The organism is Agrobacterium sp. CNPSo 3708 (genome assembly GCF_028674915.1).
Lineage (GTDB): Bacteria > Pseudomonadota > Alphaproteobacteria > Rhizobiales > Rhizobiaceae > Agrobacterium > Agrobacterium cavarae.
On the sequence record NZ_JAQZSF010000002.1, the window covers coordinates 232,375 to 251,842 of the forward strand.

17 protein-coding genes are annotated in these 19,468 nt (G+C 58.2%); 4 read left to right on the top strand and 13 right to left on the bottom strand.

What is annotated here, in order from left to right:
- Nucleotides 1-132 precede the first annotated feature (132 nt).
- The 4 genes from PVA19_RS04035 to PVA19_RS04050 are packed head-to-tail and all read left to right on the top strand — an operon-like array spanning nucleotide 133 to nucleotide 3,380.
- Entirely contained in the window at nucleotides 133-1,134 is a 1,002-nt protein-coding gene (locus tag PVA19_RS04035) for a zinc-dependent alcohol dehydrogenase (RefSeq protein ID WP_274101265.1), read from the top strand.
- A gap of 13 nt (nucleotides 1,135-1,147) precedes the next feature.
- On the top strand, nucleotides 1,148-1,546 hold the full coding sequence (locus tag PVA19_RS04040; RefSeq protein WP_274101266.1) for a 6-pyruvoyl trahydropterin synthase family protein: 399 nt from the start codon (nucleotides 1,148-1,150) through the stop codon (nucleotides 1,544-1,546).
- On the top strand, nucleotides 1,543-2,589 hold the full coding sequence (locus PVA19_RS04045; RefSeq protein WP_274101267.1) for a glycosyltransferase family 4 protein: 1,047 nt from the start codon (nucleotides 1,543-1,545) through the stop codon (nucleotides 2,587-2,589). The genes PVA19_RS04040 and PVA19_RS04045 overlap by 4 nt, the downstream gene beginning before the upstream one ends.
- Nucleotides 2,586-3,380: a class I SAM-dependent methyltransferase gene (locus PVA19_RS04050; protein WP_274101269.1), complete on the top strand. Its 795-nt coding sequence runs from the start codon at nucleotides 2,586-2,588 to the stop codon at nucleotides 3,378-3,380. Before PVA19_RS04045 ends, PVA19_RS04050 begins: the two co-directional genes overlap by 4 nt.
- Here PVA19_RS04050 and PVA19_RS04055 read toward each other — a convergent pair.
- The 13 genes from PVA19_RS04055 to PVA19_RS04115 form a co-directional block, all read right to left on the bottom strand.
- On the bottom strand, nucleotides 3,309-4,142 hold the full coding sequence (locus tag PVA19_RS04055) for a RibD family protein (protein WP_274101270.1): 834 nt from the start codon (nucleotides 4,140-4,142) through the stop codon (nucleotides 3,309-3,311). The genes PVA19_RS04050 and PVA19_RS04055 overlap by 72 nt on opposite strands.
- Nucleotides 4,143-4,152: 10 nt before the next feature.
- A complete protein-coding gene (locus tag PVA19_RS04060) occupies nucleotides 4,153-4,716 on the bottom strand; it encodes a cytochrome b (RefSeq protein WP_274101833.1) in 564 nt (187 codons plus the stop codon).
- A gap of 135 nt (nucleotides 4,717-4,851) precedes the next feature.
- The gene (locus PVA19_RS04065; RefSeq protein WP_274101271.1) at nucleotides 4,852-6,678 is read right to left on the bottom strand and encodes an ABC transporter ATP-binding protein; all 1,827 of its coding nucleotides are present in this window, start codon (nucleotides 6,676-6,678) and stop codon (nucleotides 4,852-4,854) included.
- 3 nt (nucleotides 6,679-6,681) lie between these two features.
- Nucleotides 6,682-8,466, bottom strand: a complete 1,785-nt coding sequence (locus PVA19_RS04070; RefSeq protein WP_274101273.1) for a gamma-glutamyltransferase family protein — start codon at nucleotides 8,464-8,466, stop codon at nucleotides 6,682-6,684.
- A gap of 21 nt (nucleotides 8,467-8,487) precedes the next feature.
- Nucleotides 8,488-9,360, bottom strand: a complete 873-nt coding sequence (locus PVA19_RS04075) for an ABC transporter permease (protein WP_274101275.1) — start codon at nucleotides 9,358-9,360, stop codon at nucleotides 8,488-8,490.
- Nucleotides 9,357-10,304 carry an ABC transporter permease gene (locus tag PVA19_RS04080; RefSeq protein WP_112519677.1) on the bottom strand — a complete coding sequence of 316 codons (948 nt, stop codon included), beginning with the start codon at nucleotides 10,302-10,304 and terminating at the stop codon, nucleotides 9,357-9,359. Before PVA19_RS04080 ends, PVA19_RS04075 begins: the two co-directional genes overlap by 4 nt.
- Before the next feature lie 80 nt (nucleotides 10,305-10,384).
- On the bottom strand, nucleotides 10,385-11,896 hold the full coding sequence (locus PVA19_RS04085) for an ABC transporter substrate-binding protein (RefSeq protein ID WP_274101276.1): 1,512 nt from the start codon (nucleotides 11,894-11,896) through the stop codon (nucleotides 10,385-10,387).
- A gap of 64 nt (nucleotides 11,897-11,960) precedes the next feature.
- Complete coding sequence (locus PVA19_RS04090) at nucleotides 11,961-12,698, bottom strand: FadR/GntR family transcriptional regulator (protein WP_274101277.1); 738 nt, start codon at nucleotides 12,696-12,698, stop codon at nucleotides 11,961-11,963.
- A gap of 203 nt (nucleotides 12,699-12,901) precedes the next feature.
- Nucleotides 12,902-13,711, bottom strand: a complete 810-nt coding sequence (locus PVA19_RS04095) for an inositol monophosphatase family protein (RefSeq protein ID WP_274101278.1) — start codon at nucleotides 13,709-13,711, stop codon at nucleotides 12,902-12,904.
- A gap of 30 nt (nucleotides 13,712-13,741) precedes the next feature.
- Complete coding sequence (locus PVA19_RS04100; RefSeq protein ID WP_062599889.1) at nucleotides 13,742-14,803, bottom strand: ABC transporter ATP-binding protein; 1,062 nt, start codon at nucleotides 14,801-14,803, stop codon at nucleotides 13,742-13,744.
- Entirely contained in the window at nucleotides 14,800-17,031 is a 2,232-nt protein-coding gene (locus PVA19_RS04105) for an ABC transporter permease (protein ID WP_274101279.1), read from the bottom strand. The genes PVA19_RS04100 and PVA19_RS04105 overlap by 4 nt, the downstream gene beginning before the upstream one ends.
- A 94-nt stretch (nucleotides 17,032-17,125) precedes the next feature.
- On the bottom strand, nucleotides 17,126-18,151 hold the full coding sequence (locus PVA19_RS04110; protein ID WP_111846798.1) for an ABC transporter substrate-binding protein: 1,026 nt from the start codon (nucleotides 18,149-18,151) through the stop codon (nucleotides 17,126-17,128).
- Nucleotides 18,152-18,249: 98 nt separating this feature from the next.
- Complete coding sequence (locus PVA19_RS04115) at nucleotides 18,250-19,278, bottom strand: ABC transporter substrate-binding protein (RefSeq protein ID WP_113175964.1); 1,029 nt, start codon at nucleotides 19,276-19,278, stop codon at nucleotides 18,250-18,252.
- Nucleotides 19,279-19,468 lie beyond the last annotated feature (190 nt).

Consider the following 19,468-nt stretch of genomic DNA (forward strand, 5'->3'; position numbering starts at 1 on the left):
TTTGTTTTCTACGGAGAAGATCATGGTTGGATTTCTCGCAGATACGGAATTTATTTTAGCAATCCGTACGGAACAAAACGCGTGTCTCGGCAATACGCTCCATTGGAATTCGCATTTATTAGGATCACCATTTTGGCATCAGCATCGGCCGAAACTTTGAGTAACAAGACCACACTATGCAGGGCGCTGTGGATTGAGACGGCAAACCGTTGCGCCATCAGGCAAGAGAGCATCGAACCTCTTCAGGCAGATCAGGTTCTTGTCCGCACACTCTACAGTGGGATCAGCCGTGGTACCGAATCTCTGGTGCTTGCTGGCAAGGTGCCGCAGAGCGAGTTCGACAGAATGCGTGGCCCTCACATGGAAGGCAGCTTCTCATTTCCGGTAAAGTACGGCTATTCCACAATCGGGAGAATTGAAACCGGCCCGGCTGATCTGATCGGCAAGACGGTATTCTGCCTCCATCCGCATCAGGATCGCTTCGTCACCACGAAGGACATGATCGCTGTATTGCCGGAAGGTCTTCCCCCGGAGCGTGGCGTTCTCGCAGCAAATATGGAGACGGCACTCAATATCGTCTGGGATGCCATGATCCAACCCGGTGACCGCGTCGCTGTCTTTGGCGCCGGCGTCATAGGAACCTTGATCGCCAACATTTCTCGCCGAATTGCGGGCACCGATACGGTATTGGTGGATACCAATACCGATCGCCGCGCGCATGCTGAGGCCATGGGTATTTCCTTCGCGGAGGCCGGCACGCTCAAGGGCGAATTTGACGTACTGATCAACGCTTCAGCGGCCGGCGCCGCGCTTTCCGAAGCCATCGAACATGCTGGCACCGAGGCGCGTATCATCGAGGCAAGCTGGTATGGCGACAAGCTCATTTCCATTCCGCTCGGCGGCGCGTTCCACTCAAAGCGCCTGCAGTTGATAAGTTCGCAGGTCGGATCTGTTCCTCCCTCGCGGCAAGCGCGCTGGAGTTTTGGCCGACGCATGGCGAAAGCTTTGGAGCTGTTGGCGGACGATAGCCTCGATCGCCTCATTTCCGGCGAGACAGACTTTGCTGATCTGCCCGACGACTATCCCCGTATCCTTTCATCGCAGACGACGCTCTGCCACCGCATCCGCTACTAACGAAAGAGAGACCATGTTCGCAGTCGAAGTCCGAGACCACATCATGATCGCCCACAGCCTTCCGCGTCCGGTATTCGGACCGGCGCAGGGCATGCATGGCGCCACCTTCGTCGTCGATGCAGCTTTCTTCACAAAGGACGTGGACGAAGACGGTCTTGCAGTCGACATCGGGGCGGCAACGACTGTTCTCTCCGAAACCCTGAAGCCATTGAATTATCGGAACCTCGATGAACTCGATATCTTCAAGGGCAAGGTCAGCACTACTGAAGTCATCGCAAAACACATTTTCGATCAGTTGGCTGAAGCCGTTGCCGTCAAGCGCCTTGGCCCGGGCAGCCATCGGATTTGCCGCATCCGGGTGCTGCTGCATGAATCGCATGCCGCGCGCGGCTGGTATGAGGCCGACCTTTGATATCAAGGCTTGCCTTTGCCTACCCCGGTGATCTCAAGCTGAAAACCGGGGGCTACGGCTATGATCGCGAAATCATAGCAGGGCTCGAGCGGCTTGGATGGGCGATCGATCTCATTCCCCTCGGGGAGGGTTTCCCCTCCCCGTCTTCAAACGTTCTGAGAGAGGCTGAAAGGCGGCTTTCTGGGTTGCCTGACGGCATGCTCGTGATGATCGACGGGCTTGCTTTTGGCGTGATGGACGAATGGGCAAAGCGGGAGAAAACGCGCCTCAACATCGTAGCGCTCGTTCATCATCCCTTGGCGCTCGAGACCGGCGTCGGCGAGAGCGATCAAATGCGCTTGCGGCACACCGAAACAAACGCGCTTGCCGCTACGCAGCATGTTTTCGTCACCTCACCGATGACGGCGCGCGAATTGATCGAGAACTTTGGTGTGCCGGAATCCAAGATTAGCGTCGCGGTGCCCGGCACAGCAAAACCGCCGCAAGGTCATAAGACACACAACGAGATCCCGCAGATCCTCTCCGTCGGCTCCCTTACGAGACGAAAAGGCCACGATGTTCTGATCGCATCGCTTGCAACGATCGTCGATCTTTCGTGGCAGGCCAAGATCATCGGCAGCCCAAATCTCGATCCTTCCGTCGCATCGGCTCTGGAGGAGCAGATCAGAGCTCTTGGCCTCAACGACCGCATCACGCTTGCGGGCGAATGCGACGATCTTTCGGCTGCCTATGCCGGTGCCGATATATTCGCTCTTGCCAGCCGGTATGAAGGCTACGGCATGGTGTTTGCGGAAGCACTCTCGTACGGCCTACCGATCGTTGCATGTCATTCGGGCGCCGTGCCGGATGTCGTCCCAAGCGATGCCGGTTTCCTGGTCCCGGTGGATGATGTCGAGGCTGTGGCCTTTGCACTGAGACGCCTCTTGATCGATCCCCACGAGCGAGCTCGCCGGGCCGAGGCTGCCGCATTCGCGGGCGCAGAGCTTCCGACCTGGACCGATACGTCCACCATCATTTCCAACAGATTGAAAGGTTTGATATGAGCGGCTTTGACAAGGAATGGCTTCACCTTCGTGAACCGGCCGATCGCGCGGCACGATCGTCGTCTCTTGTTGAGACGGTGAAAGCGTACATCGAGTCTCACTCCCCGCGTGTCGTCATGGATATCGGTTGCGGCACGGGATCGACCTTCCGTACCCTCTCGCCGCTTCTGGCCGATGTGGACTGGAAGTTACTGGATTACGAGGCGGTGTTGCTTGACGAAGCAAAACGCCAGATCGGACCGCGGGACGATGTATCATTTCATTGCGCCGACCTGAACACGCTGGACGAGAGTTTGCTCGAGAATGTCGCGGTCGTTACCGCTTCTGCCTTGTTCGACCTCTGCTCGGAGGATTTCTGCCGCCGATTTATCGAGCGATTGGCACGCAAAAAGATCGGACTTTATGCGGCGCTCAACTACGACGGCGTCATGGAATGGTCGATCAAGCACCCTTTGGATAAGGCCGTTGTGGCCGATTTCAACGCGCATCAGCGCACAGACAAGGGTTTCGGACCCGCTCTGGGACCAGACGCCTCCGATTATCTATCGGGCTTGTGCGAGGACGCAGGATTCACCATTGAGACAGCCTCCAGCCCATGGGAGCTTGGACCGGAATCCGAGGCGCTTCAGATCGAGTTTCTCGCGGGGCTTTCCACGCCGATCGAGGAAATCGGAAACATCGACCTCACAGAGTTCAAGCAGTGGCTCGACTTTCGCCTGTCACGCGTTGGCGTAGATGGAAGCCGGTGCATCGTCGGCCACACGGATTTCCTGGCCCTTCCGAACACTTGAATCTGCCTGCGGCGTCAGACAGCAGTCGAAAAGCACATCGCTTCCAAGGCCGTAAATATCGGCCTGAGGGCGGTGAGCATTGCAAAGCTGTGCGATCGGCGGAAGCGAAATGCCGCACGGGCCTGAACCGATGATCAGGGGCGCAATCGCGACATGCAGCCGGTCGACCAGTCCCGCGTCGATGAAGCGGGCGATTGTGCGCGCGCCGCCTTCAACAAGAATGCGCTTGAGGCCGCGCTCTGCGAGACAATCAAGAATGTCGCGCGGATCAAGACCGCGGCCGCTGCGCTGAAGCTTTACCACCTCGGCGCGATAAGAAGGCGCGGGGGCGTCATGTCCTTGAATGACGATCACCGGCGCACCGTCATCATTGAACAGTCCTTCATTCCCCGTCAGTTCACCTTTGCAGTCGATGATGACACGCGTCGGGCTTGGTCCCTTGACTTCGCGGACGGAAAGCCGGGGATTGTCGTTCTGCACCGTGCCGACACCGACGATGACCGCGTCTACAAGCGCGCGGCACCGATGCAGATGCGCCAGACCGTCAGGTCCGGAAATGTCGCGGGCATCGCCTGTCGGCGTTGCGACGCGCCCATCGAGCGACTGACCGACCTGCGCGATGACGAAACCGTCCCTTCCCGCTGCAATCGGACCATAAAGCATCAGCGCCGGGTCGGCTTCCTTACGGCGGAGCGTGTCCTTCCCATCGCGAATGGAAAGAAGCTTCGTCCAGAGCCTGTCGGTCATGTGAAGGTTGCGCATCGACGTCCCTTTAAAGAATGCGGTAAAGCGTGGCGTCCCGGCGGATCAAATGGTGGAAGATCACAGCCAGCATGTGTAACGCGACCAACGCCAAAATGATCCACGCGCTCCATTCATGGATCGCTGAAAATGTCGGCGCGATGTCTGGAGATTTTCCGATCGGGCTCCAGATGGGCACCAGTCCAAACCACTGCAGGGGAAAGCCATGCGCATTCGTGGCGAGAAAACCCGACACCGGCATGATGATGAGGAAGAGGTAGAGCAGACCATGGACTGAGTGGGCGGCAATCCGCTCCAGCGTCGGTCCCTCCATCGGTGGCGCCAATTTATACAGCCTGACTCCCACCCTCAGCACCAGGACCCAAAGAATGAGAAAGCCGAGGCTTTCATGGACGAGGTAGAAGTCGAGCTTCACTTCATCCTTGACGAAGCCAATCATCAGCCCCAGCGGCCATGTCAGAAAAACCAGGATGGCAACGATCCAGTGCAGCACCCGCGAAGCGGCACTGTATCTTGGAATATCTGGCAGCGATCGATCACTCATCCTCATGACTCCTCCAGGATTGAGCATCATCATGCCACAACGGACCGAGCCAAGGATAGTTCTCGGCATGGATGGAAATCGGTGTGGTACGTTTGCGAGGCACCGAGTGACCCTAACGTGACCCGATGTCAGGTCACGCTGTCGATCACATTCGTCGTCGCCCGATCAGGCCAGCACGAGATGTCCCGGCGAAACTTCACGATACTCCCTCTTGGGCGCGACATAGCCGACATTGCGGACAGGGCTTTTCAGTTCTTCGATACCGGCATTGCGCCGAATGCCGCGGCGGGCTGGGTCTGGCACGGGCACCGCTGCCATCAGCTTTTTCGTGTAGGCGTGCTGTGGATTGGCAAAGATTTGCGTACGCGGGCCGATTTCGACGATCTCTCCGAGATACATCACCGCCACCCGGTGGCTGACGCGCTCGACAACCGCCATATCATGGCTGATGAAAAGGAAGGCGATTTTGAACTGTTCCTGCAGATCCATCAGCAGATTGCAGACCTGCGCCTTGATCGAAACATCAAGGGCGGAGACGCTCTCGTCGGCAACGATGACTTTCGGATTGAGCGCCAGAGCCCGAGCAATCGCCACGCGCTGCCGCTGGCCGCCGGAAAACTCGTGCGGGTAGCGATCCATCATCGTGGAGGACAATCCGACCCGCTCCAGAAGATCAGCCGCTTTTCGACGCGCATCCGATGGTGATGCGACGCGGTGCTTGATCATCGGCTCGGCCACAGCCGACCCAACTGTCATGCGCGGATTGAGACTTGAGAACGGATCCTGGAAGATCATCTGCACGCTTCGCCGTAAAGAACGCAGGTCCGTTGGGCCGAGCTTCAGCACATCGTAACCGTCGAGAGAGACTTCACCGGACTCCGGCTCCACGAGCCTGGTGATCGACCGGCCCGTTGTGGACTTCCCGCAGCCGGACTCACCCACCAGGGAAAGCGTCTCGCCTTGAAAGAGATCGAAGCTGATATTCTCGACAGCATGCACCGCACCCGTCACCCGGCCGAAGAGACCGGAGCGGATGGCAAAGCGCGTGACAAGGTTCTTGACCGAAAGAACCGGCGTCAGGCCGCCCTCCACGGTGTCCGCGACCTCGACGCTCTCGCCCACCTCTCCCGTCTGCATATCGACCTTGGGGAAGCGCAGGGGTCTGCCATGTCCATCCATCGAACCAAGTTTCGGCACTGCTGCCAGAAGCGCACGCGTGTAGGGATGCTTTCCACGGTGAAAGATATCCGCGGTGTCACCGGTCTCGACCTGGTCGCCGCGGAACATCACGATGGTGCGGTCGGCAATCTCGGCGACGACACCCATATCATGGGTGATGAAGAGGACTGCCATGCCCTCCTCTTCCTGCAAGGTCTTGATCAGGTCGAGGATTTGCCCTTGGATCGTCACGTCGAGCGCGGTCGTCGGTTCATCGGCGATCAGAAGCTTCGGTTTAGAGGCCAGCGCCATGGCGATCATGACACGCTGGCGCATGCCGCCGGAAAATTGATGCGGATACTCGTCGAAACGACCAGCCGCATTGGGAATGCGTACCTTTTCCAGCAGCCGTATCGTTTCGTCCCTGGCTTGACCCTTGGTCATCCCCTTATGCCGGATCAGCACCTCAGAAATCTGCCGCCCGATGGTAAAGACCGGATTGAGCGATGTCATCGGCTCCTGAAAGATCATCGCAACATCATTGCCGCGCACATGGCGCATCTCATGTTCTGAGAGCGAGAGAATGGCCTTGCCGTTCAGTTCCACCTCACCTTCGATCCGGCTGACCAGGGGATCGAGAAGCCGCATCAGCGATAGCGAGGTGACGCTTTTGCCCGAACCACTTTCACCCACAATCGCGACCGTCTCACCGGCTTTCACCTCGAAGGAAAGTCCGCGGACCACCGTCTTCCATTCGTCATCGACCTTGAACGAGGTCGTCAGGTTTTTGACACGCAGAACTGTTTCGCTAGACGTCTGCCCATTGGCGGTCATGGCTCATCTCCCCACAGCATAGGCCTGCATCAGGCGTGGTGTTGCCGCTGCGCGCAGCAGACCATCGTGATCGCGTCGCGCTGCCGTCAGGCGGCCGACGGTCCAAGGTTCGGCGGCCGTGACGTCATGACCACGGCTGCGCAATTCGCGCAGAGTGTCGTCACCGACGCTCGTCTCGATCATGACATTGCCGGGCTGGCGGGTCCGTGGATAGAAAGACCCCGGGAAGTGCGACGTATGGAAGAGCGGCAGATCAATTGCTTCCTGCAAGTTCAGTCCAAAATGGGCATAGCGCAGGAAGAAGGACAGTTGCCACTGGTCCTGCTGGTCGCCACCTGGCGTCCCGAAGGCCAATGTCGGGCGCCCCTCGAAAAGCGCCAGCGACGGCGTCAATGTCGTGCGGGGACGCTTGCCCGGCGCAAGAGAGGTCGGAAGACCGGGCTTCAACCAGAACATCTGCGCGCGGGAATTCAGGCAAAAGCCGAGGCCAGGAACGATGGGCGAGCTTTGCAGCCAGCCACCGGACGGCGTGACCGAGACCATGTTGCCTTCTCGGTCGATGACATCGATGTGGACGGTGTCACCCCGCTTTTCGGTCAGATGCGACATGGTCGGCTCATAAACCGCCCCGGTGCCTTGCATCGAGTCCAGCATGGAGAGTGTCAGATCGCGCTGGTTTTCGAAGCCATGCACAAGTCCCGGCCGCAGGTCCATCGATGCTTGGTCCGAGATAAGCTTGCGGCGCTCGTCATTGTAAGCGTCCGAAAGCAAGGTCTGCACCGGCACCTGCGCAAAGTCCGGGTCTCCGTAGTAAACCTCGCGGTCAGCATAGGCGAGCTTCATCGCCTCGACGACGGTGTGGACGAAATCCGGACCTGCCGGATCCATCTTGCCGATATCGAGGCCCTTTAACAGCGCAAGCGATTGCAAAAGCACCGGCCCCTGCCCCCACGGACCTGTCTTGGCAACCGTCCAGCCGTGATAATCATAGGTGGTCGGTGCATCGATGGTGGCCTGATAGCCCGCCATGTCATCGGCTGTCAGAACACCCTTGTGGCGCGAACCGCTGGCATCCATCACCTCAGCTCCAGCGAGATAGTCGGCAATCTTCTCAGCGACAAAGCCGCGGTAGAAGGCATCGCGTGCCGCTTCAATGCCAGCTTCACGACCAGGCTTGGCTTCAGACTCCTTGACGATCCGCGTCCAGGTTTCGGCAAGAACCGGGTTCTTGAAGTTTGACAGTGGCTGCGGAACGTGACCGCCCGGCACCCATGTCTCGTAGGATGTCGGCCATTCCGTCTGGAAGAAATGCGCAAGTCCCGCAATCGAGGCGGAAACGCGAGCCAGCAACGGATGACCGTTTTCCAGATAATGGATGGTGGGCTCCAGCACGTCCCGGACACTCATCGTGCCGTAATCGCGCAGCATCAGCATCCAGCCGTCGAAGGCGCCCGGAATCACGGTTGCCAGCAGACCGTCGCCGGGGATGATGTCGATGCCTTCGCCCTTGTAGTGCTCGATAGTGGCGCCAGCAGGGGCCGGACCCTGTGCGCAAATCACCTCGACCTTGTCCTTCTTTTTCGAATAGATCACCGCGGGCATGTCGCCGCCTGGACCATTCAGATGCGGTTCGAGAACCTGGAGCACGAAGCCGGTCGCCACGGCAGCGTCAAAAGCGTTTCCGCCCTTTTCGAGAATGCTCATGCCGACCGAGGATGCAATCCAGTGCGTGGAGGTCACGACACCGAAGGTGCCGAGGATTTCAGGGCGAGTTGTGAATGCAGTCATAAGATCAGTCCTTCGGGATTATCAGTGTTCACGCGGATCGAGCGCATCCCGCAGGCCATCGCCCAGGAGATTGAAACCGATCACCACGAGGAAGATGGCTGCACCCGGCCAGATGGCCATCCAGGGTGCCTGTGAAAGATAGTTCTTCGCCACATTGAGCATTGAGCCCCAGCTTGCCGCCGGCGCCTGCTGTCCAAGGCCAAGGAAGGAGAGGCTTGCCTCGGCAATGATTGCGGTTGCCACCGTCAATGTCGCCTGAACGATGATAGGCGGCACGATGTTGGGAAGGATGTAGCGAAGCATGATATCGTGATGACCGAGCCCGATCGAGAGCGCCCCTTCGATATAGTCCTCCGTCTTGACTGCAAGCACCTGTGCACGTGTCAACCGGATGAAGATCGGCATGGCAGAAAGACCGATCGCGATCATCGCATTTGTGAGGCTTGGGCCAAGAAAGGCGGCAAGCGCGATCGCCATGATCAGGAATGGCATTGCCAGAAAAGCTTCCGTGATGCGCGAGATCACTTGGTCGAGCCAGCCGCCGAAATAGCCGGAGATAAGACCGAGCGGAACACCCGTGATGACCGCGATGAACACGGAGACGACGCCCGCCATCAGTGAGGCCTGTGCGCCCCAGATCATACGCGAGAGGATGTCACGACCGATATCGTCCGTGCCAAGCCAATGTGCCGCCGACGGCGCCTTGCGGATGGCGCTCCAGCTTGTGGCATAGGGATCGGCGATCGGCAGAACGGGTGCGAGCAGAGCAATAACTGCAAAGAAAACGATGATGATGAGACCGGCGATGGCGCTTTTGTTGCGCTTCATCTTTTTCCATGCGCGATTTTGCGAGCGCTTGGCGACCGGGGCGGCTATCTGAACGGTCACACTCATATGGTAGCCCTCATGCGTGGATTGAGCAGAACCGTGACGACATCAGCTAATAGGTTCATCAGGATGAAGCCAATCGCGGTGCACAGCACCACACCCTGGACGACGGCATAATCACGCGTGAAGACGGCATCGACGATGAGCTTCCCGAAGCCTGGAATGGTGAAGATCTGCTCGGTCAGAACCGCACCGGCCAGCAATTCTCCGAAGAGCAGCGCCGACAAAGTGATGATGGGCAGGAGAGCGTTTCTGAAGGAGTGGCTGAGCACCACCTGCCAGCTGGATAGTCCCTTGGCTCTCGCGGTACGGATATAGTCGGACTTCATCACCGAGAGCATGGCAGATCGCGTGTGACGCATCAGCGTCGCGGCCAGCGCATTACCCAGAACGAAGGACGGCATGATCATGGTCTGGATCGAGCGAACAGGATCAACGAAAATAGATTCGTAGCCTGATGCCGGAAGCCAACCGAGATGGACCGACACCAGCAGGATCAGCATGATACCAAGCCAGAAATTCGGGATAGAGAGACCGGACAGCGCCACGATGTTCGAAAGATAATCGATCCACGTATTCTGTTTGACGGCAGCAAGAATACCGATCGGCACACCGATGATCAGCGCGAAGAACATCGACATCACGGCAAGCTGGATGGTGACCGGCAGCTTCTGGCCGATCAGTTCAAGAACCGGCTGATTGGTCCTCAGCGATATGCCGAAATCCCCCTGAAGCACCGAGCCAAGCCAGTAGAAATACTGGTACACGACCGGGTCGTTCAATCGATACCGCTCGCGCAGGAGTTCGATGACGGCAGGATCGCGCTCCTCGCCCGCCATGGCGAGAATAGGATCGCCCGGCAGAAGCTTTTGCAGCGAGAAAACAAAAATGGAAATGATAAGCAGCGTCGGTATGGCAACCAAGAGCCGCTTGCCGATATAGATGTGCATTGGATCGATCCTTGAAACACCGGTGTGCCGGAGATTGGCACAGGCGCTGTTGCCAGCGCCTGCGACGGAACATCAAGGGCTTATGAGCCTTTCTTCACACCGGTCAGGCGGATCATGCCATCGGATGAAGGGGTAAAGCCGGTCACGGCTTTGGACGTCGCGTAGAGATAGGCTTGATGGCCGAGATAGATCAGCGGCAAATCGTCATCGAGGATTTTGGTCGCCGCATCATACTTCTCCTTGCGAACTGCATCGTCAGTCGAGGCACGCGCCTCGTCGAGCAGCTTGTCCACTTCCGGATTGCAATATTTGGTGTCGTTGATGCCACCCTTGCAGGTGACGAACTGGTGGATATTGCCGTCGGGATCGGAACGACCAGACCAGTCTGAGCGTGAAAGCACGTAGTTGCCCGCCGTCTGCTCGGAAAGCAGTGTCGCAAATTCGGTTGCCTTCAGTTTCACATCGAAGCCAGCCTCCGCCACCATGGCCTGGATGACCTGCATCATCTGCGTCTGGGTGGTGTTGTTGGCATGCTGCAACTCGATTTCGTAGCGGTCGAAGCCAGCTTCCTTCATGAGCGCCTTGGCTTTTTCCACGTCGCGCGCCGGCACGGGAACGTCCTTGTTGTACCAGGGGCTGGTCGGTGGCCATGCCTGGTTACCGGCCATTGCCGTCCCCGCAAAGACGACCTGGTTGATCGCCTCGCGGTCGATGGCAAGCGAGAAAGCCTGGCGCAGACGCTTGTCCTTGCCGAAAGGATTATCGGCCTTCGGACCGTTGCCGATATTGACATACATGGCCATGTAGCCGGGCCCCACGACTTCGCCATAGGTCAGCTTCGGATCGTCTTTGACCGATGCCGCATCCGAAGCAGAAATGCGTTCCGCCATGTCGAGATCCCCGGCGCGCAGGTTTGCCAGACGTACGGTGGTGTCCGGAATCGGCAGGAAGGTCACCTTGTCGAGGAAGATGTTGTCTTTGTTCCAATAATCGGCAAACTTCTCCAGCACGATACGGTCCTGCTGAATGCGCTCGACGAACTTGAAGGGTCCGGCGCAAACCGGCTTGGAACCGAAGTTCGCGCCGAGTTCCTTGCCGGCCTTCGGCGAAATCATCATGCCGGCGCGGTCAGAGAGCTGGGCCAGCAGGCTGGCATCAGGCTTCTTCAACGTGAACTTGATCTGATACTCGCCGGTCGCTTCCACCTTCGCCACGGAGGCGAGCTCGCTCTTGCGGCGCGATTCCGGCATCGTCATGTTGCGCTCGATCGTATAGACGGCCGCCTCGGCATTGAACGGCGTGCCATCATGAAAGACGACGCCTTCACGCAGGTCCATCGTCAGCGTGTTGCCATTGTCGCCCCAGGCCCATTTGGTGGCCAGTTGCGGAACGACGGACAGATTGTTGTCGAGGTCCACCAGCTTGTCGCACATGCTGGTATAGACGAGGCGCCCCACGAAGGTTCGCGATTGGGCGGGATCGAGCACGTCGGCGTCGTCCTGCAAGCCGATGCGAATATCCGCGGCAAAGGCCGAGGTGGAGAGCAATGCTGCGGTCAGCAGAGTGGCGGAAAATTTGGTGATCTGTCTCATGTCGTTCTTCCTCTGGATGGTGTTCAGGCAGCCGGTGTTCCGGTTCTTGCCGCGGTGATGGCTGTCAGATCTCTCCCTTCGATCCGTGATCGAGATGATCCATCGATGTCTGGCGGATAAGGCGTTCCTGCAATGTCAGGAGGTGATTGCGCATGGCTTCACCGGCCTTGGACGGATCGCGTGCCGCAATCGCGTCGATGATTTCGGCATGCTGGTCGCGCGATTCCTTCAGCGTGTCATCGAGTCGGCGTGCACGTTCGCGAACCGCCTGCCAGGACGGGTCTTGGCGCACGCGATTGACGACGTCGAAGAGCGACAGAAAAAGCTGATTGCCCGCGCTCTGCGCAATCAGACGATGGAGCGAACCATCCCAAAGCTCTCGCCAATCCGCATCGGTGCGCTCATAGATCTTGGCGCAGGTTTCGCGCATGCGCAGAATGTCGGAAGGTTTGGCTCGCATGGCGGCAAGCTGCGCCAGTTGCGGTTCGATGCGAAGACGCACCTCCATGATTTCCATGAAGTTCGTGCCGGGGACGAGGCTTGCCGCATGGTCGCCCCAGCTATCGGGCTTCTGACCAAGGAACGTGCCTGCCCCTTGGCGACGCCAGATCAAACCTTCCGCTTCAAGCACTTCCAGTGCTCGGCGGATTTCACGGCGGCCCGCACCAAGGCGCTCGCTCAATGTGCGCTCAGTTGGCAATTTTCCATCGCGGCCAAAAGCACTTACAGCGATAAGTTCGCGCAGACGTTCAAGCGCGTAGTTCGCATTGTCGAGACCAGAGATGTTGGATTTCTCATTCATTGGTGCGTACCAATTTCACATTGGTTCAATGAATGCGGAACGAGCCCATTCGTCAAGCTCAAATTTTATCCACGCAGAAATTTTATGCAGAAAACGCACCACCGAGCGAATATGCTTGCCTGAGATATATGAAAAAGCAGCGGCCATTGTACGGACCGCTGCTTTCTAAAATCGCTAAAGATGATTTTTAAATTAGAGCAAGTTCAAGCTGCCAAACCGGTTTGATGAATTTCCACAAGCTCCTGATAGCATGATGTATTTCCTGCAAGAACAGGCTGACCCTCGAAGAGCTTTTCGCCCTCCAGCGAGAATGGCATGACCTGCCCACCGGCTTCTTTCACTAGGCAGAAACCGGCCATGCAGTCCCAGGCCCGCATATGGGGTTCATAGTAACCGACTAGCCGGCCTGCAGCCACATAGGCCAGCATTAGCGCGCCGGAGCCGTTGCGGATGAAATTGCCGCCACGCGCCATGACATCGCTGATGATCCGACCGACTCGTTCCGGCGTTACGTAGTTGTTGGAACCGATGCCGGTCAGAGCGTTTTGAATGTTTCTGGAAGGATCGAGCGTCAAACGCCTGCCGTTCAGGGTCGCGCCATGTCCTTCAGCAGATGCGTAAGTCTCGTCGGCACATGGCACGCGGATCACGCCGATGACTGGCTTTCCTTCCCGGACCACGGCGATCGAGACGCACCAACTCGGCATGCCGTTGACGAAAGGCGCGGTCCCATCGATCGGGTCTACCACCCAGGTGTAGCCAGAGACACCGTCGTCATAGCCATGCTCCTCGCCAAGAAATCCGTCGCCGGAGAAGGTCGCAGCGACGCGCTCGCGCAGCATGGTTTCGACGTTGCGATCGGCGATCGAGACGACGTCCTGAAGATCTCTCTTCGTCTCGATCACCAGGCTGTCGCGCTTGTTGAAGTAGTCGAGCGCCATCGCACCGGCCTCGGCCGCCAATTCCTGTGCAAGCGCAAAGCGCTGTTCGAGGGCGCCATTCCGTTCTGTCATTTCCAATGTCCTTGATTGAATTCACTAAGGTCACGCATCGATGAGCGCTATGCCACGATTTTTAAAACTGAGTGTGACATCGCTGGTCTCGTTCACAGTCTGGTTCATGTCGTGATCAACGATGAACAGCGTGCCGACTTCCGTTTCGACTTCATATTCCAGGTGCCCGCCGAGATAGGCGGTGTGCAGCACGCGTCCCGGCATCCCGGCCTCGCCCGGCCCGCCGATACGGATAGACCCTGGACGAACGGCAAGTTTTGCTGCGCCAGCGCGCGGATGCCTGCTTGGAATGCGATGCTCGGTCTTGCCGATCCGAACGATCGCTTCCTCACCTGACTGTGAGATGACTTCGCACGGCACGACATTCGCCTCGCCCATGAAGTCCGCAATGAAGGACGATGCCGGTGCTTCGTAAAGCTCGCGCGGTGCTCCCGATTGGGCAATCTCGCCCTCCTTCATGACAATGATGCGATCGGAGACCGCCAGCGCCTCATCCTGGTCGTGCGTGACGTAGACAGCCGTAAAGCCGATGCGCTGTTGCAGTTCACGAATGTCGGTTCGGACCCTTCGGCGCAGACGTGCGTCGAGGTTCGACAAGGGCTCGTCGAGCAGGAGCACCTGCGGCTCCAGCACAAGGGCTCGTGCAACTGCCACGCGCTGCTGCTGCCCGCCGGAAAGTTCGGCAGGTAGACGATGGCCCATGCCGGCGAGACCGACAAGGCGCAGCCCTTCCTCCGCCTTGTCACGCGCCTCGTTCTTCTTTAGCCCGGAGGATCGAAGGCCATAGGCCACATTGTCCAGCGCACTCATATGCGGAAACAGCGCATAGGACTGGAACACCATCGACACGTCGCGCTCATTGGCGGGTAGCATGGTGACATCCTTGTCGCCGATCAGGATACGGCCGGAGTTCGGATGCTCGAGGCCAGCAAGCATTCGAAGGGTCGTCGTCTTTCCGCAACCGGATGGACCGAGGAGCGTCACGAGCGTGCCCGGTTCGATCGTCAAGGAGAGATCCGGTATGGCAGTAAACGCGCCGAAGGTCTTGCGAACATTCTGGAAAACGACTGAGCCGGGTTTGACGGTAATCATGCGGCTTTCTCCTGAGGATTGGATGGGGATGTAGCTAGGGAAACGCCGGCAACCCGGTTTTCACGGCGAAGGCGTCTTTCTCCAACCGCGAGTTGGAAGCCGGCAATGACGGTGATCATGACGACGATCAGCATGGACGAGTAGGCGATCGCCACCCCGTATTCCCCATTTTCAACGAGACCGACAATGTAGGATGTCGCCATGTTGTACTGGGCGCTGACGAGAAAGATCACAGCACTGATGGACGTGATGGCGCGCACGAAGGAATAGACGAGTGCCGCGCGGATCGCAGGACGAAGCAGCGGCAGCACCACCAGCCTTATGGTGCGGAAGCTGTTTGCGCGCAGCGTCATGGAAGCTTCATCCAGGCTCTTGTCCAGCTGGCTCATGGCAGCGATGCCGCCGCGTACGCCAACCGGCATGTTGCGGAACACGAAGCACAGGATCAGGATGAGGGCCGAGCCCGTCATTTCAAGCGGTGGCAGGTTGAATGCCATGATGTAGCTCACGCCGATGACCGTGCCCGGAATAGCAAAGCTCATCATCAATGCGAATTCAAAGAGATTGCGCCCGGCAAATTTCTGCCTGACGATGATGTAGGCAGTGAGCAACCCGACGGCCGCCGTCAGTGGCGCAGCGATGAGCGCGATTTCCATCGTCGTCCAGAAGGAGTTCCAGGCAACGCCGGTCCAGGCGATGGAGCCGTTGCTGATGCTGACGGAGAAGGCGCGAACGTAGTGATCGATCGTCAGCGTGTTGTCCAAGCCCCAGGTCTTCACAAACCCACCGACAAGGATCATGCCATAGACGACGACGGTAAAGATCATCCACGGAACCACCAGCGCGTGGACTGCAATGGACATCGACTTCGGCAGCGCGATATGCGCGCCGCTGTCTCCTTTGCCCGTCACCGTGGCAAAGTTCTTTCCCGCCAGCCAGAAGCGCTGCGCAATAAAGGCAGAGAGCGTGAAACAAAGCAGGACGATAGCGAGCACGGCCGCTCGCGAAGGGTCGTTCTGAGAACCAACCACTGCAAAAAAGATTTCGGTCGAGAGAACGCCATGGCTTCCACCCAGCACCAGCGGGTTGCCGAAGTCGGCCATACTTTCGATGAAGCCGATCAGGAACGCGTTTGCGAGGCCAGGCTTCATCAGCGGCAGGGATACGCGCCAGAAGGTCCGCCAGCGGTCGGCACGAAGCGTCTGAGATGCCTCTTCCATGGAAGGGCTCACCCCTTCGACAACGCCGATGAGGACGAGGAAGGAGATGGGCGTGAACGAAAGGACCTGGGCGATCCAGATACCCGGAAGACCATAGAGCCAGCGACCTGGTTCGACGCCAAAGACGCCAGACATGAATTCGGTCACGACACCTGCGCGCCCGAAAAGCAGTGTGAGTGCAAGGCCAATCACGAATGGAGGCGTGATAATCGGCAACACCGTCAACAAACGCAAACCCTTCTTGAAAGGAAAGCGTGTTCTCGTCGCCACCAGTGCGAAGGCAAGACCGAGGACGGTGGAACCTGCTGCCGTCATGATCGCCAGAAACAGGGTTCTCCATGCCACGCCGCAACGACCACCGCCCATGACACAGTCAAGGCTCCAGATGCCTGGATCGCGCATGTTGCGGATGAAGCCGTCAGGATTGAAGGAACCGTCGAAGTCCTGAAGCGCGCCGACCATCATGCTGCCGATCGGATAAAAGACGAAAACGCTCACAAGAAAAATCAGCAGCGAGATGCATGAGACGATAAAGGCATCGCCCTTCATGAAGCCTCGCTCGGCAAGCCCGAAGGAGATGAAAAGGACAAAGACGAAGGCCATCGTCACCGCGCCTGCACCCATGGAAGGCTGACCATCCGCCAAGGCGCCAAAGAGACCTTCGGTCGCCTGCCAAGTCCAGCCGGAAAACCCGATTGCCAATCCCTGAAGGACGAGGAACCCAAGACCGAGGCTGCCCGCTATCACCAGCAAGGCGCCGCGCTTTTCGGTGTCCGGTACGATCCGTGCTGTCGCCCCCAGCAGAAAAAACCCAAGAACGCCAAACAGCCAGACGCGACCTTCAGACACCATCTGAAGAATTCCGGGAGCGACCGCCTTGGATAGCGGAAATTCCGACAGCCAGCCGAGGCCATAGAAACCGCCTTCAATGCGGTACCAGGGAACAAGCACAAGGGCCGCTAGTCCCACGGCCAGAACAATGTCCAGCCGGCGATTGCCATGTGTCATGGTCAACCTCACAAATTTGAGTGTATCGGAAAGGGGCCGCCTTCATCCCTCAACCAGTCGAAGACTTGAAGACGAAGGCGGCAGGAGGGAGCTATCAGTTGGCGGCTGCGCCGACGTCCTTGTCCCAACGTTCCAGCAAGGCCTTGCGCTTTGCGGGGTCGCCATAGGTCTTGAAGTCGTAGTTGATCAGCTTGATATCTTCAAAGCGTGGAGCTTCTTTTGGTATTTCAGCATTCTTGTTGGATGGAAGCTGGAACGACTTGGCATCCTTCATCCGTGACTGCACATCGGCCTGCAGCGCCCAGTCGTACCAGATCTTGGCGTTTTCCATATTGCGCGCGCCCTTGACGATCGACATGGAGCCGATCTCGTAGCCCGTGCCTTCGCAAGGGGCGACCGACTTCACAGGGAAGCCTTCCGCTGTCTGAGCGACGGCATCGTGCATGAAGACGATTCCGAGCGCCGTCTCCCCGCGGGCAGCAGCCTTCACGGGTGCCGAACCGGACTTGGTGTATTGTGAGATGTTGGCGTTCAGCTTCTTCAGATAATCGAAGGCCTGATCTTCACCCATGATCTGCGCAAGCGACGCGAGTGCCGTGTAAGCCGTCCCCGAAGAGTTCGGATTGGCGATCTGGATTTCGCCCTTCAGCTCTGGGTCAAGCAGGTCTGCCCAGCACTTCGGCTCCTTGAAACCCTTCCTCTTGAAGATGTCGGTATTGTAGCCCCAGCCGAGAGCACCGGCATAGACGCCAACCGTCTTGTAGCCGGCACTCTCTGCCTGGTTCTTTGCCCAATCCTGCAGCTGGTCCAACATCTTGGATTTGTATTCGAGCGTCAGGTTTTCAGATGCTGCCTGCAGGTGCGGATCGCCGGTACCAGCCCACCAGACATCGGTCTTCGGATTGCGCGCTTCCGCGCGGATCTTGGCGTATGCCTCGCCGGACGACATGCGCACCATGTTGACCTTGATGTCGTGGCTCTTTTCGAAGTCGCCCTTCATTTGTTCGCAGATGACCACATCTGCAGCGCAGATGAGGTTGAGGTCACCGGCCGCATGGGCGGGTAAGCTCATCAAAGTTGTTCCTGCCAGAAGCAGGCTGGAAATAAGTGTCAGTCGCATGTTTTCCTCCATGATGTGCGTCTGAATGCTGATCTCAGGACATGGCTTCGCCATTCGGCATGCCGTCGCTGCCGTCTGTCCCGTTCAAGGTTGCTCGCTTACTGGCTAGGCGGATGGACTTCCGTATCGAACCTTAGAAGAAGTCTGCCTCTTTCCTCTGGATTGCCAAATGTCGCAAAATCATAATCGACCATCTTGATAAGCGAGAGATCGGGTGCTCCCGGTGGCAGGACGGCCTTCGCGTTGGAAGGAACCTGGTTCTGCCCGGCAGCAGCACCTGTCGCCTGCCCTTCTGGGCTCAGTGCAAAATCCACGAAACGCCTTGCCTCGTCCCTGTTTTTCGCGCCACGAACGATGCTGACCGCGCCGATCTCATATCCTGTGCCCTCGCAAGGGGCGACGATGACAAGCGGCGCGCCCGCCTCCTTCTGCGTCACCGCATCGTGCATGAAGGATATCCCGATCAGCGCTTCTCCACGAGCGGCAGCCTTTACCGGAGCAGAACCGGCTCTGGTATAATCGGTGACATTGCGATTAAGCGCCGCCATGTAGCTGAATGCCTCGTCCTCACCGAAGAGTTGCACGAGCGTCGCAAGCATAGTGAAGGCCGTACCCGAATAGTTGGGATTGGGCGTGACGATCTTACCGCGGTAGGCCTCGCTGATCAGATCCTTCCAGCACGTTGGCGCCGGAAGACCTTGTTTTTGCAGAAGCTCGCTATTGTAGGCAAAGCCGAGCGCACCGGCGTAAATCCCCGCCGCCTGCCCACCCGACATGGCAAAGAAATTCTGAGCCCAGGGAAGAACCTCGGCTTCATGTACGGAAGCGTAGGCCTCAAGCAAATCTTCGGACGCCGCCTGCAGATGCGTGTCGCCGGTGCCGCCCCACCAGACATCAACGCTCGGTGCATTCTTTTCTCGTCTGATCTGATCGAGAACTTCACCCGTGCTCTTGCGCACCATCACGGTCTGGACGCCGCTTTTCAGCTCGTAGGCGCGTTGCATTGCCCCACACCAGGCTTCGTCCGCCGCGCAGAGCACGCTTAGCTTCCCGCCGTCCTGTGCAAAGGCCGCGCCGCCAACCCACAGGATCAGCCCGGCGCTCAATGCCGCAAGCAGTGATTTCAATCGATCCTCCCTGGAACCTCCCCGTTCCATTCTTGCCGCAGAGAATGCCAGAACCGACCGCTTGCGCAATCGCTGAATGGTTACCGATTTTTCAACGATTGGATCATGCAAGGACATTCCGTTACGAATGTTACAAATCTGACAGGGCCGGTCATCATCGACCTTTTGAATAATCCCGCGCTCTTGCCTA